At 66.0% G+C, this 13,628-nt stretch carries 10 protein-coding genes, 1 pseudogene and 1 riboswitch; of the genes and pseudogenes, 4 read left to right on the top strand and 7 right to left on the bottom strand.

What is annotated here, in order from left to right:
• Window positions 1–149: 149 nt before the first annotated feature.
• Window positions 150–248: pseudogene (locus AB7849_RS19530) on the top strand (SEC-C metal-binding domain-containing protein); the annotation flags it as partial.
• 33 nt (window positions 249–281) lie between these two features.
• Here AB7849_RS19530 and AB7849_RS03280 read toward each other — a convergent pair.
• Together AB7849_RS03280 and AB7849_RS03275 are read right to left on the bottom strand one after the other, a co-directional pair.
• Entirely contained in the window at window positions 282–2,153 is a 1,872-nt protein-coding gene (locus tag AB7849_RS03280; RefSeq protein WP_369500548.1) for a M56 family metallopeptidase, read from the bottom strand.
• A 1-nt stretch (window position 2,154) separates the two neighbouring features.
• Complete coding sequence (locus tag AB7849_RS03275; protein ID WP_008210305.1) at window positions 2,155–2,541, bottom strand: BlaI/MecI/CopY family transcriptional regulator; 387 nt, start codon at window positions 2,539–2,541, stop codon at window positions 2,155–2,157.
• 244 nt (window positions 2,542–2,785) lie between these two features.
• Here AB7849_RS03275 and AB7849_RS03270 point away from each other — a divergent pair, with 244 nt between their 5' ends.
• The gene (locus AB7849_RS03270; protein WP_008210304.1) at window positions 2,786–3,484 is read left to right on the top strand and encodes an alternative oxidase; all 699 of its coding nucleotides are present in this window, start codon (window positions 2,786–2,788) and stop codon (window positions 3,482–3,484) included.
• A 67-nt stretch (window positions 3,485–3,551) separates the two neighbouring features.
• On the opposite strand, the gene AB7849_RS03265 is transcribed toward AB7849_RS03270, so the two are convergent.
• Entirely contained in the window at window positions 3,552–4,577 is a 1,026-nt protein-coding gene (locus AB7849_RS03265; protein ID WP_008210303.1) for a ribonucleotide-diphosphate reductase subunit beta, read from the bottom strand.
• A gap of 177 nt (window positions 4,578–4,754) precedes the next feature.
• On the opposite strand from AB7849_RS03265, the gene AB7849_RS03260 reads away from it, so the two are divergent.
• On the top strand, window positions 4,755–5,051 hold the full coding sequence (locus AB7849_RS03260) for a GIY-YIG nuclease family protein (protein WP_008210300.1): 297 nt from the start codon (window positions 4,755–4,757) through the stop codon (window positions 5,049–5,051).
• 144 nt (window positions 5,052–5,195) lie between these two features.
• On the opposite strand, the gene AB7849_RS03255 is transcribed toward AB7849_RS03260, so the two are convergent.
• Complete coding sequence (locus tag AB7849_RS03255; RefSeq protein WP_439822702.1) at window positions 5,196–7,625, bottom strand: ribonucleoside-diphosphate reductase subunit alpha; 2,430 nt, start codon at window positions 7,623–7,625, stop codon at window positions 5,196–5,198.
• A 257-nt stretch (window positions 7,626–7,882) separates the two neighbouring features.
• Window positions 7,883–8,093, bottom strand: a riboswitch (cobalamin riboswitch).
• A gap of 192 nt (window positions 8,094–8,285) precedes the next feature.
• On the opposite strand from AB7849_RS03255, the gene AB7849_RS03250 reads away from it, so the two are divergent.
• Window positions 8,286–9,971, top strand: coding sequence for an AMP-binding protein (locus AB7849_RS03250; protein ID WP_008210296.1), 1,686 nt, complete (start codon window positions 8,286–8,288; stop codon window positions 9,969–9,971).
• A gap of 12 nt (window positions 9,972–9,983) precedes the next feature.
• Here AB7849_RS03250 and AB7849_RS03245 read toward each other — a convergent pair whose 3' ends face one another.
• The 3 genes from AB7849_RS03245 to zapE all read right to left on the bottom strand — a co-directional run bounded on the left by AB7849_RS03245 (window position 9,984) and on the right by zapE (window position 13,563).
• A complete protein-coding gene (locus AB7849_RS03245; RefSeq protein WP_008210294.1) occupies window positions 9,984–10,361 on the bottom strand; it encodes a hypothetical protein in 378 nt (125 codons plus the stop codon).
• A gap of 162 nt (window positions 10,362–10,523) precedes the next feature.
• Complete coding sequence (locus AB7849_RS03240; RefSeq protein WP_369500546.1) at window positions 10,524–12,350, bottom strand: putative bifunctional diguanylate cyclase/phosphodiesterase; 1,827 nt, start codon at window positions 12,348–12,350, stop codon at window positions 10,524–10,526.
• A gap of 88 nt (window positions 12,351–12,438) precedes the next feature.
• Window positions 12,439–13,563 carry a cell division protein ZapE gene (gene zapE, locus AB7849_RS03235; RefSeq protein ID WP_369500545.1) on the bottom strand — a complete coding sequence of 375 codons (1,125 nt, stop codon included), beginning with the start codon at window positions 13,561–13,563 and terminating at the stop codon, window positions 12,439–12,441.
• Between the last annotated feature and the right edge of the window lie 65 nt (window positions 13,564–13,628).

The following is a 13,628-nucleotide window of genomic DNA, read 5'->3' as shown; positions in this document are numbered from 1 at the left end:
GCAAGGATGAGCCCGACTGGCAGCGCCGCGGTAGCCCGTGGAAGTTCTACAGCCCCGATGCCATCGAGACGCGACAGCGGCGTTGGCGCGAGGAAGATGCACGCAGGTGGGACCGTCGTCCGCATTGGGACGCGATGACCACCTACGTGCGGGCTACGCCCAAGGTCGGCCGCAACGACCCCTGTCCGTGTGGCAGCGGCAAGAAGTACAAGCGCTGCTGCCTGGCGAATGGCGAAGCGGATAGCTGACGCGGCGACAGTAGGCGTGGGCCACGCGCGGGTTCAGCGTGGACTGGTTTCCTGTGCCAAACCCTTGGCCTTGGCTTCCTGCAGCAGCGCGTTCATGGCTTGCGCGGATTGCGCCGTGACGCGTTTTCCCTGTGCGCGCAGGGCAATCTGTTGTTGCCGCAGGGCGACTTGTTGCTGGCGCAGGGACTGCTTTTTCGCGTCGAGTTCGTTGCGTAGTGCGGTGTGCTGCTTTTCGAGATCGGCCTTGCGTGCGGCCAGGGCTTGCCGTTGGGCGGCGAAGGCTTGGCGATCCGTGCCGTCCGCTGCGTGTGCGGCCAGTGCGGCTTCCTGACTGGCCAGGTCGGCCTGGCGTTCGGCGAAGGCGGCTTGGCGTGCGGCCAGTCCGGCCTGTCGGCCGGCGAGCTGGCCTTGCTTGCCGGCGAGTTGACCTTGCCGCTGATCCAGTTCGATCACCGGCGCATGGAGATGCTCGGCACGCTGGATGATCGAGCGATCGTGGATGAGGTAGGCCGTATTGCCTTGGCGATACCAGAGCATCGGTGCGTTCTTCTTCGGGAGACGCTTGATGGCCGCCGCATCGGCCTTGGTGCCATAGATCGTCAGTGCGTCGTTATCGAAAAGCGCGAAGCCCAGGGAGGCGTTCGAGTCGATATCGATGTCCACATGATGAGCATTGAAGCCGTATTCGGGCAATGGCGGCGGTGATGGCGGAGCCGGTGGCGCGGGCGGTGGTGGCGGTGGCGGCAGTCCCGGCGGCGGGGATGGCAAAGCCGGTGGTGCCGGCGGAGGCGGCGGTGGTGCGGGAATGGCCGTCGTATCGGCTTGGGCCACCGGGGCCTGATGGGCGGGTTGTGCGGTGTGGCTGGCGGCGACGACGCGGTAGGGCAGTACGCCGACCAGCGCCACGGCGGCGACGAACAACCAGCCGCGCGCACGCGGCATGGTGCTGGAGGTCTGTTGCAACATGGTCAGTCGCCTCTTGAGGTTGTGGAACGTGGGGGATGCGCCGGCCAGGCCGGCGTGCAGGGGACGGGCCACGCCCAGGCGAAGCAACAGCCGGCCGTAATCCTGTGGCGCGCTGTGCTGCTGTTGCAGCGCTTGCGCGTCGCAGGCGGCTTCGCGGTGCAGGGCGTATTCGTGCATGGCCCAGCGCAGCAGTGGGTGGAAGAAGAACAGGCGTTGCGCCAGCGCGGGAATCCAGCCCAGCGGCAGGTCGTGGCGTTGCAAGTGGGCCAGCTCGTGGGCCAGCGCCAGCGCGGATTCGTCGGCACTCAGTGCATGTTCGGCAGGCCACAGTATGACCGGGTTGCGATAACCGCTGACTTGCGGCGAGGCAAGATCGGGCGAGACCAGCAGCGCGGGCGTGTGGCGCAAACCGAGTAGGCGAGCCTGGCGCGAACACTGCGCTTGCAGGATGGCATCGGCCAGTGGCCTGGCTGCGCGACGCAGCCGCCGGGTGTGGCGATGTTGCCGGGTCAACGCGGGCAGCTGGGCGAGCAGGAGCAGCAGCCATGTCGTGGCCAGCAGCAGGCGCCAGTGCGCGGCGAAGGCGTTGATCGCCTGCGCACCGAACGTGATGGGCGATGACGCGGTACCGATGGGATCAGCAGTCGCCGATCGCAAGCCTGCCGGCGTGGCATCCACATGCACCACGACGTGTGCCGGTGCGATGACTTGCGTCGTCGTCGGTGCCGCGAGCAGGGGCAGCGAAATCGGTGCATGCCAGCACAGGCCAAGCACCACCTGCAGACCCACCAGCCACCACAAGGCGCAGCGCGCGGTGGCGGGCAGGCGTGGCAGCAGGCGAATCAGCAGGGCAACCAGTCCCACCAGCAGAGCCGCTTGCAGCGAGGTCCAGACGAGGCGGCTCAGCAGCAGGCCGGCCAGATGATCGAGCGTCGCCATGTCATTTCTCCCCGCGTCCGGATTGCAGTCGCGTCACCAGCGCTTCCAGCTCGGCCAGTTCGTCGTCGCTGACCTCGCCGCGTTCGGCCATCCACGCCACGAACGGCGAGACCGAGCCGCTGAGCGTCTTCTCCACGAACTGGCCTACCGCGCTGCGCATCGCCTCGCCCGGTCCGGTGGTGGTGGTGTAGCGATAGACGCCCTTGAACTGGCGGCGTTTCAGGTAACCCTTGGCGCGCAGCCGCTCCATCATGGTGAGCACGGTGGAGCGGGCCAGACCGTGGGTTTCGCCATAGTCCGCCGCCATCTCGCCGACCGACGCGGGCTCGCGTTCGGCAAGGTGATGCAGCAGGGCGAGTTCCTGGTCGCCGATGGAAGGTCTGGACATGCGCGGACGCCTATGACTACAAATGTAGTTAAAAGCTACACCGTGACTACGCGTGTAGTCAATACCGATGCGTGCCCGCACGCCTGCGTCGTTTTGCCCAGTGGAAAAGCCCGACCCTGCACCCGATCTTGATCCGCGACGGCCCAGACTGCTTCCGGAACGGAAAAGGCAACGGGGGCGGGCCACGGCCTGTAGCGTCGGGCATGCGTGCCGGCGACGTCGAACAACTTTCTGGAGTCAGATGATGGATACCAAACGAACCCGCATCAGTCCCAAGCGCTCGCCGCAACCGGAGGAGCAGATCAGCCTGACGCGGCATCACGAGCCGCGCGGTGCGCGCGACCGCATCGCCTTCGGTTTCGTGAAGTTCCTGCGCTTCATCGCCGACACCTTCTTCGCCAAGCGCTACGGGCATCGCGCGGTGGTGCTGGAAACCGTGGCCGCAGTGCCGGGCATGGTGGGCGCCACCTTGCAGCACCTGCGCTGCCTGCGCCGCATGCGCGACGACGATGGCTGGATCTACACCTTGCTGGACGAGGCCGAGAACGAGCGCATGCACTTGATGACCTTCATGGCCATCATCCGCCCGACCTGGTTCGAGCGCGTGGTGGTGGTCATCGTGCAGGGCATCTTCTACAACGCCTTCTTCCTGCTGTACCTGTGCTCGCCGCGCACGGCGCATCGCGTGGTGGGCTATTTCGAGGAAGAAGCGGTGATCAGCTACAACCACTACCTGGCACAGATCGACAGCGGCGCCGACGAAAACGTGCCCGCGCCGCACGTGGCCATCGATTACTGGAGCCTGCCGGCCGATGCCCGGCTGCGCGACGTGATCGTGATCATCCGCGCCGAAGAAGCCATGCACCGCGACGTGAACCACGGCTTCGCCGACACCCTGCAGCGCAAGTCCGAACACCACGAACGCATGCACAGCGATTTGTGAGCGCGTTGTGTTGGGGCGGACACGGGCGCAGCGCTGCGTCCGTGTCCTGGCCACATCCCGAGCGGGTTCAGAACGCCATGTCGAACGCCACTTCGCCTTCCACGCCGACCTGGTAGGCGGAGACGCGGCGCTCGAAGAAGTTGGTGACTTCCTGCACGTCCTGCAGGTCCATGAAGTCGAACGGGTTCTTCGCGCCGTACTTCTTCGGCAGGTCGAGCTGGGCCAGGCGCTGGTCGGCGCAGTATTCCAGGTACTGGCGCATTTCCTTCGACGACAGCCCGACCACGCCGCCGGAGAGCACGTCCTCGGCGAACTGCGTTTCGCAGGCGATGGCGTCTTCCAGCATTTCCTCGACCTGCGCGCGCATCTCCTCGTCGAACAGGTCTGGCTCCTCGGCGCGCACCGTGCGTACCACTTCGAACGCGAACGCCATGTGGCAGCTCTCGTCACGGAACACCCAGTTGGTGCCCGAGGCCAGGCCATGCAACAGGCCGCGCGAGCGGAAGTAGTAGACATAGGCGAAGGCGGCGAAGAAGAACATGCCTTCGATGCAGGCGGCGAAGCAGATCAGGTTGAGCAGGAACTGCCGGCGCTGCGCGCGCGTTTCCAGCCGCGAGATGTCCTGGATCGAGTCGATCCACTTGAAGCAGAACTCGCCCTTGGCGCGGATCGAGGGGATGTTCTCGATCGCCGAGAAGGCCTTGGCGCGTTCGTTCTGGTCGGGAATGTAGGTGTCCAGCAACGTCAGGTAGAACTGCACGTGCAACGCTTCTTCGTACAACTGGCGCGACAGGTACATGCGCGCCTCGGGCGCGTTGATGTGCTGGTACAGGTTCAGCACCAGGTTGTTCGAGACGATGGTGTCGCCGGTGGCGAAGAACGCGATCAGCCGATGGATCAGGTGGCGGTCGGCCGCCGACATCTTGCTGTTGAGGTCGGTGGTATCCAGCGAGAAATCCACCTCGTCCACGGTCCAGGTGTTCTTGATGGCGTTGCGATACATCTCGTAGAACTCGGGATAGCGCATCGGGCGCAGGGTGAGCTCGAAGCCGGGGTCGAGGATGTTCTGGGGGTGTTCGGGTTGAGTGGACATGAGTGCTTCCTCTATGAAGCGCAGCCTGTCAGGCGCGCGATGATGCTTTTGCCGTCATCCCAGCAAAAGCTGGGATCCAGCGTCTTGCGCCTACACGTTGCGGTGGCAAAAGCTGAAGGCGCTGGATTCCAGCTTTTGCTGGGATGACGTGGCTGGGGTTCTGGAGGGTTGAGGGTTATGACTGAGCGCAATCCTTGCGTTTACCTGCTCGCGAGCCATCGCAATAGCACGCTGTATGTCGGAGTCACGTCCGATTTGTCGGCGCGTGTCTGGCAACACCGTGGCGAGGTGGTCGACGGTTTCACGCAGCGGCATCACGTGCATGGCCTTGTCTGGTTCGAGCAGCACGAAAGCATGGAGTCCGCGATCGCCCGCGAAAAGGCGATCAAGGCATGGAAGCGTGCATGGAAGATCGAACTCATCGAGAAATCCAATCCCTATTGGCGTGATCTTTACGCGGAGATTTGCGGGTGAGATCGGTGACCCTTCGCCATCGCTTCCACCCTCACCGTCATTCCCACCCTTGCCGTCATTCCAGCGAAGGCTGGGATCCAGTGACTTTGCGCATCGAAGCCGAAGGCACTGGATCCCAGCTTTCGCTGGGATGACGATGGAGCGTTACTGGCAAGCCTCGCAATACTCCGGATTTTCCAGCGAGCAGAACACGGCGGCACTTGCCTGGTCCTGATCGATGGCGGGCGCTGCCTTGGCCTCGGCCTTGCCTGCCGAAACCGTGGTCTTGGCGATCTTCGTCGCCGGGCGTGAGCGCAGGTAGTAGGTGGTCTTGATGCCGGCTTTCCACGCGTACATGTACATGGAGCTGAGCTGGCCGATGTTCGGGTTTTCCATGAACAGGTTCAGCGACTGGCTCTGGTCGATGTACGCCCCTCGTGCGGCGCCCAGTTCGATCAGTGCCTTCTGCGGCAGCTCCCACACCGTGCGGTAGATCTGGCGCAGGCGCTCGGGGATCGCGGTGATGCCCTGGATCGAACCTTCGGCCAGCTTGATCGCGTCGCGCACTTCGCTGGTCCACAGGCCGAGCGTTTTCAGCTCGTCGACCAGGTAGCGGTTCACCACCAGGAAATCGCCCGACAGCGTTTCGCGCTTGAACAGGTTCGACACCTGCGGCTCGATGCACTCGTAGCAGCCGGCGATGGATGCGATGGTGGCGGTGGGCGCGATGGCGATCAGCAGCGAGTTGCGCAGGCCCTTGGCCTTGATGTTTTCACGCAGCGCGTTCCAGCGTGCGTCATCGTGCGGCTTGGCGTTCGGCCAATGGTCGAACTGCAGGTCGCCACTGGCGGCACGGCTTTCGGCAAAGCCCGGATGCGCGCCTTCGGCCTCGGCCAGTTCGTTCGATTGTGACAGCGCGTGGAAGTAGATCTCCTCGGCAATGCGCGAGGACAGCGCCAGCGCTTCGGCCGAATCGAACGGCAGGCGCAGCTTGAAGAACACGTCCTGCAGGCCCATCACGCCCAGGCCCACCGGGCGCCACTTGCGGTTGGCGGTGGCGGCGGTGTCGATAGGGTAGAAGTTGAGGTCGATCACCCGGTTGAGCTGGCGCACGGCGGTGCGCACGGTGGTGGCGAGCTTGTCGTAGTCGACGGCACCGTCGATCACGTGGCGCGACAGGTTGATCGAACCGAGGTTGCACACCGCCGTCTCGCCGGCGTTGGTGACTTCCAGGATCTCGGTGCACAGGTTGGACAGGTGGATGACGTTGTCCGCCTTGGCGGTCTGGTTGCTGGTGGCGTTGCAACGGTCCTTGAAGGTCATCCAGCCGTTGCCGGTCTGCGCCAGCGTGCGCAGCATGCGCGCGTACAGGTCGCGCGCCTTCACCGTCTTCGCCGCCAGGCCTTCGGCCTCGGCCTTGCGATAGGCGGTTTCGAAGGTTTCGCCCCAGCTGTCGACGAAGTGCGGCACCACCTTCGGGTCGAACAGCGACCAGTCGCCGTCGGTCTCGACGCGACGCATGAATTCGTCGGGGATCCAGTTGGCCAGGTTGAGGTTGTGCGCGCGGCGCGCCTCGTCGCCGGTGTTGTCGCGCAGCTCGAGGAATTCCTCGATGTCGGCGTGCCAGGTTTCCAGGTACACGCAGGCCGCGCCCTTGCGCTTGCCGCCCTGGTTCACCGCGGCGACGGACGCATCCAGCGTCTTCAGCCACGGCACCAGACCGTTGGAATGGCCGTTGGTGCCCTTGATCAGCGAGCCGCGCGAACGCACGCGCGAGTAGGCCAGGCCGATGCCGCCGGCGAATTTGCTGAGCTTGGCCACGTCGGCGTACTTGTCGTAGATCGACTCCAGCGAATCGGTCGGCGAGTCGAGCAGGAAGCACGAGCTGAGCTGCTCGTGCGCGGTGCCGGCGTTGAACAGCGTGGGCGAGCTGGCGATGTATTCCAGCGACGACAGCATGCGGTACAGCTCCAGCGTCTCGGCGATGTCGTTGCCGCCCAGCGCGCAGGCGATGCGCATGAAGAAGTACTGCGGCGTCTCGGTCACGAAACGCTTCTGCGGATGACGCAGCAGGTAGCGGTCGTACACCGTGCGCAGGCCGAAGTATTCGAAGCGGCGGGTGGCCAGCGGATCGATCGCGTCATTGAGCTTGCGCGCGTTGGTGGCCACGAAGTCGCGCAGGCGCTCGTTGAGGATGCCCAGTTCGGCACCGTGGGCCACCGACTGCGAGAAGCTCTGGATTTCCTGGCCGGTCACTTCCTTGTCGATGTAGGCACCGAGCAGGCGCGCGGCGAGCTGGCCGTACTCGGGCTCCTTGGCCGTCAGCGCGGCGGCGGTGCGGATCGAAAGCTGGTCCAGCTCCTGGGTGGTGGCGCCGTCGTACAGGCCACCGATGGTCTTCAGCGCCACGCGCATCGGATCGACCGCGTGCAGGCCGTCGGCGCTGCGGGTCACCGCGCGCACGATCTTGTTGACGTCCACCGTCTCCTGGCCGCCATTGCGCTTGGTCACGCGCATCTGGCCGGGGTTGTGCGGCGGGGTGAGGGCAAAGGCTTCGGCCGGGGCGGCTTCTTGTTTTTCTTGAATGGCAGGCATCGGGGTTTCGCTGATGTTGGCCGTGGCCTCGACGGCCTCGGCGGAAAATACGGACGACTCCGCGCGGGCGCCGGAACGCTCGCGGACGGTGGTATCGAGAGGCTGCATGTCGGTTCGCTCCTGACCTTGGGTGTCGACCACCTGCTCCCTCGCGCAGGGTTGGGGTGTGGTCACCGCGGTCACGCGTGCGCGGGGCGCAGATGCCCCGTTGCACGACGCACCTCCCCGCGGAAGCCGTCACCTATTCGACACGACACTCCGGTCGTATCGCGTCGGCAGGTCTTCGGACTCGCGGACATGGGTCTTGCGACCCGCCTACTTGCCTTCGCTTCCCAGCCATGGCGGCCAGTGCATGTGATGGCGTTCGTTTCCGCTTACCGCTGCGGGGCAGTTCCGGATTCGCACCGGATTCCCTATTAAGCCAGCCCGACCGTAGGTCTGGATTGGCACCGACGGACACAACATATCGGGTGATCTGATGCTGGTCAACCCAAGTTATTGTGAATAAGTCGGTGGATAAGCCGGGCAAGGCAAGTGCTGGCGCGGTTTGTGGCGCCTCGCAGAAAATCGCTGCGTCGTGCCGGGCAAGGGCGCGCGCCGATCCGGCTTGCCACCGCGGCGTTATGCTCGATCCCGTCGCCTTTCAGGGAGTGATGACGCGTGCCCCATCTGCCCAGCTACGTTCACGGTGCCAGTGCCCAGCCGCTGCTCGGGGAAACCATCGGCGCGTTGCTTGATCGCATCGCCGCCACGCACCCGGAGCGCCCCGCGCTGGTGGTGCGCGCGCAGGCGGTACGCATGGATTACCGCGCGTTCCACGCCGAAGTGGAACGTGTCGCCGCGGGGCTGCTGGCGCTGGGCCTGCAGCGTGGCGACCGGGTGGGCATCTGGGCGCCGAACCGGGCCGAATGGGTGCTGCTGCAGTTCGCCGCGCCCAAGGCCGGGCTGATTCTGGTGAACATCAACCCGGCCTATCGCGCGCACGAGCTGGAACACGCGCTGCATGTCGTGCAATGGCGGGCGCTGGTGTTGCCGCGACGCTTCAAGAGTTCGCATTATCTGGAACTGCTGCACGAGCTGGTGCCGGAGCTGGACGCCGCCACGCCGGGGGCGCTGGCCAGCGCACGGCTGCCCGAGTTGCGCGAGGTGATCCTGCTCGACGACGAGGCCGCTCACGGCACGCGGCTCTGGTGCGAATTGGTCGGGCTTGGCGACACCGCGACGCTGGCGCACCTGCACGAAGCCGAGCGCGAGCTGGGTTTCGATGACCCGGTGAACATCCAGTTCACCTCCGGCACCACCGGCGCGCCGAAGGGCGCCACGCTCACGCATCACAATATCGTCAACAACGGCTGGTTCATCGGCGAGGCGATGCGCCTCACCGAACACGACCGGCTGTGCATTCCGGTGCCGTTCTACCACTGCTTCGGCATGGTGCTGGGCAACTTGGCCTGCGTCACCCACGGCGCCTGCATGGTGATTCCCGGCGAGGGCTTCGATGCGCTGGCCACGCTGGAAACCGTGGCGGCGGAAAAGTGCACCGGCCTGCATGGCGTGCCGACCATGTTCATCGCCGAGCTGGAGCATCCGCGCTTCGCCGAGTTCGATCTTTCCAGCCTGCGCACCGGCATCATGGCCGGCTCGCCGTGCCCGATCGAGGTGATGCGTCGGGTGGTTGGCGAGATGCACATGGCCGAGGTCACCATCGCCTACGGCATGACCGAGACCAGCCCGGTGAGCTTCCAGACCTTGCCGGAAGACCCGCTGGAGCGACGCGTGGACAGCATCGGCCGCGTGCACCCGCACGTGGAGGTGAAACTGGTGGATGCCGATGGCCGCATCGTGCCGCGCGGCGAGCCCGGCGAGCTGTGCACGCGCGGCTATTCGGTGATGCTGGGGTACTGGCAGGATGAGGCGCGTACCCGCGAAGCCATCGACGCCGCCGGCTGGATGCACACCGGTGACCTGGCCACGCTGGACGACGACGGTTATTGCCGCATCGTCGGCCGGCTCAAGGACATGATCATCCGTGGTGGCGAAAACGTGTATCCGCGCGAGATCGAGGAATTCCTCTACACCCATCCCAAGGTGCTCGACGTGCAGGTGTTCGGCGTGCCCGATGCGAAGTTCGGCGAACAGGTTTGCGCCTGGGTGCGCCTGCGCGAGGGCACGCAGGCCAGCGAGGCGGAAATCCAGGATTACTGTCGCCGTCGGCTGGCCTATTACAAGGTGCCGCACTACGTGCGCTTCGTCGACGCGTTCCCGATGACCGTCACCGGCAAGGTGCAGAAATACCTGATGCGCGAAGCGATGGCGACCGAGCTGGCGGCACGCGTTGACGATTGACCGCGCAATGGCCTACTTGGCGATGCTGTAATCGATCTCGATCGGGTAGGGCGACGGATCGGCCGGTGGCTTGGGCAGCGTCCACGTGGTGAACTGGCCGGCCATGCACTTGGCCACTGGCGTGGCCGGCATCACTTCGACATGGCTGGGCTTGCCATCGGCGCCGACATCGGCGACCAGGGTGAACGGCGTGGTGTCGGCCGGCGCATTGCTGGCCAGGCAGCTGCGGTAGGCATCGGTGGTGGGGTTGCCGATCTGGCCCCACAACACTTTCTGGTAGGCCGTGCCGGCCGTACCGGCTTCGATCAGCTTGGCCTGGGTGACGCGTGCGGGGAAGCCGCCCTCGTGCGAACTACCGAGCAGCAGGGCAAGGGCAAGAACAGTGATCATGCGTGGCTCCGCGGAAGGACACCGTACCAAGGTAGCAGTTTGTCGCCGGGGTGTTGAAGATGCCGGCTCCCTGGCGAGACATCCCGGCGTTCCCGCAGGAGCCCGTTGGCGGGCGATGCTTTTTCGGGTGCGTGACGGAGAGCATCGTCCGCCAGCGGGCTCTTACGAGGACGTGCGATGGCGTGGCGGCAGTGGTGCGGCGGCGTAGGAACGCAGCCAGCCCGGCACGTCACGGGCGGGCAGTGGACGCGAGATGTGGAAGCCCTGCACTTCGTCGCAGGCCATGGCCAGCACCACGTTGTGCACCGATTCGCTTTCCACGCCTTCGATCACCACGCGGAAACCCAGGTCGCGCGCCAGCGCGCTCACCGATCGCACGATGGCCGCGTCGGCGTGGCTTTTGTCGATGCCGCGCACCAGCGACTGGTCGATCTTCAGGCTGCTGGCCGGCATCTGGCGCAGCGAGGCGAGGTTGCTGTAGCCGATGCCGAAATCGTCGATGGCGACAGTGGTGCCCAGCGCACAGATCGCGGCCAGGTGCCGGCGGGTGGCGTCGCAATGCTGCATCAGGGTGCTTTCGGTGAATTCCAGTTCCAGCAGGTGCGGATCGATGCCGTGGCGGCTCATCAGCACCTGCAGCCGCGCGACCAGTTCGGCATCGAAGTCGGCACTGGACACGTTGAGCGACAGGCGAATGTCCAGCCCGTCCGCGCGCCATGTCGCCAGCTGTGCCATGCCGTGGTCAAACACCCACTCGGTCAGTGCGCGCATCAATCCGGCCTGTTCGGCCAGCCCGATGAATTCGCCGGGCTGCACTTCGCCCAGGGTGGGATGGTGCCAGCGCAGCAGGGCCTCCAGTGCCACGCAACGGCCACTGTCCAGGTCGATGCGGGGCTGGTAGTGGAGATCCAGTTCGGCACGTTCGGTGATGGCGGCAGCCAGTTCGGTGACCAGGAAGAATTGCTGCCGGTGGTGTTCGTCCTGGGTCTGCTCGTAGCGGGCCCAGCCCGGCGCGCTGCGCTGGGCTGCGTGCGAGGCGCTCATCACTCGTCGCAGCGGATCGCCGCCGCGCAATTCGCGCGCGTCGACCTGCAGCAGACCGATGCCGGGCCGCAGGGTCAGCGGGATGTTGAGGCAGTCGAACGGATGGCGCAGTCGGGCCACAAGATCGTCCAGTCGTGCCGGGGTCGGTTCGCCGTGCGTCTGCGGCAGCACGATCGCCAGGCGCGTCACGCTGACCTGGTACAAGTGCATGTCCGGTGTCATCCACTGCTGCACGCGCGCGGCGACCACGCGCATCAGTTCGTCGGCATAGGCATGGCCCATGGCGCGCACGAAGGCGTTGAAACGTGCCACCGACGCCACTTCGATGGCCACCAGCCACGCGTGGTTGGTGTCATCGCGCAGGTGGGTGCGCAGGTCCTCGAAGAAGGCGCTGCGGTGGGGCAACTGGGTCACCGGCTCGGTGCGTCCAAGGTAGCCGCGCAGCACCACGCCGGCACCGGCCAATGCGGCGGCATCGCGCAGGGCCACGCGCTCGTGTTCGGCCAGGGCCGAGCGCGGGGCATGGTCGATCACGCAGAGCGCGCCCACTTGCTGGCCAGTGAGGGTGCGCACCGGCTCGCTGGCGAAGAAGCGCACCGGTGCGGATGCCGGATGGGGCACGGGTGGCGCCGGACGGAAGCGGGCATCGTCGCCGGTATCCAGCACCACTTCGGCGGTATGGCTGCGCGCGGCCTCCAGGTAGGCGGTGGCGAGGATGTCGCTGGGTCGGGTGGGATCGTCCGCGCCGGCGGTGTACCAGTAGGCGCGGCCGTCACTCAGCACCAGCGCGACCAGCGGCACATGCAGCGCCTGTGCCGCGAGCCGGGCCACCGCGTCGAAGCCGGGCACGGCAAAACGGCTTTCCGGCCTCGCGTCGTCGACGGCGGAGGGTGGTTGACCGTCACCCGGCACGGCGTCCGGGCGAGTCTCCGACAGCGTGTGCATCGTGAATCCCCCAGCAGGAACGGCGTGACGTTCAAGCCCCGGCTTTCAGGCTACTGCCGCCATGCGGGCAGCGCAATGCGCGCGTGCGTCAACCCTGGCGGTGCGGCAGCGCCAGATATTCCTCGCTCTGCATTTCGATCAGGCGCGACTCGGTGCGGCCGAACTCGGCGCGCAGGCGCTCGCCGTCGTACAGCTCGGTGATCGGCGCGGCGGCGGACAGCACCAGCTTCACGTGGCGGTCGTAGAACTCGTCCACCAATTGCACGAAGCGCTTGGCCGCGTCCTCGCTATAGATGGTGAATTGAGGCACGTTGGAAATGATGATCGCCGGGCCGGCCTTGGCCAGTGCGATGTAGTCGGCCACCGCACGCGGGCCGTCGCACAGCGCGTCGAAGTCGAACCAGAGCACGTTGTCGGCACGCTTGCGCAGCGGGATCGGGCGATCGTTGATGATGATTTCGCCCCCTTCGCTGACCTCGCCATGGGCCTGGCCGTCGAAAATGCGCGCCAGCGCGCGCTCGGCTTCGGCGCCGGGCGGCGTGTGGTAGACCGGCGCCTGCGACAGCGCGCGCAGGCGCCAATCCTGCGCGGACACCATCTCGACCACGCGGCATTGCTGTTCGATCAGCGCGATGGCCGGCAGGAATCGGGCGCGCTGCAAGCCGTCCTTGTACAGGTTGGCCGGTGCGGTGTTGGAGGTGGTGACCAGGCTCACGCCGCGCGCGAACAGGGATTCGAACAGATTGGCCAGGATCATCGCGTCGCCGATGTCGTTGACCAGGAATTCGTCCAGGCACAGCACGCGGCAGCGTTGCGCGATGCCGGCGGCCACATCCACCAGCGGGTCCTGGCGTTGGCCCAGTTCGCGCATCTGCTCGTGCACCTCGGCCATGAAGCGGTGGAAGTGCCGGCGCAGCGCCACGCCATGTGGCAGGCTGGCGGCGAACAGGTCCATCAGGAAGGTCTTGCCGCGGCCCACGCTGCCCCACAGGTACAGGCCGGGAATGGCGCCGGCGCCGGTTTCGTCATTGCCGAGCAGGGATTTCAGCCGTCCGAACAGGCCGTTGCCAGGCGCCGCCGCGGGGGCGCACAGCGCGGCGTGCAGCCGGTCGAACTCCGGCAGCAGGGCAAGCTGGGCCGGGTCGGCCTGCCAGCGGTGCGCAGTGACACCTTCCTGATAGCGAACGGAGGGAGCGATGGGATTGGCGGACATGCGAAAACAGCCGGGAGGGTGGGCGGGAGGCTCGGGGCGCGAGGCATGGGCCTGCGTGGCGTGTG

The organism is Rhodanobacter sp. FW021-MT20 (assembly GCF_041107475.1).
GTDB lineage: Bacteria > Pseudomonadota > Gammaproteobacteria > Xanthomonadales > Rhodanobacteraceae > Rhodanobacter_A > Rhodanobacter_A glycinis.
The sequence above is the reverse complement of the archived record's forward strand: the minus strand, read 5'-3'. Positions and strand labels throughout refer to the sequence as shown.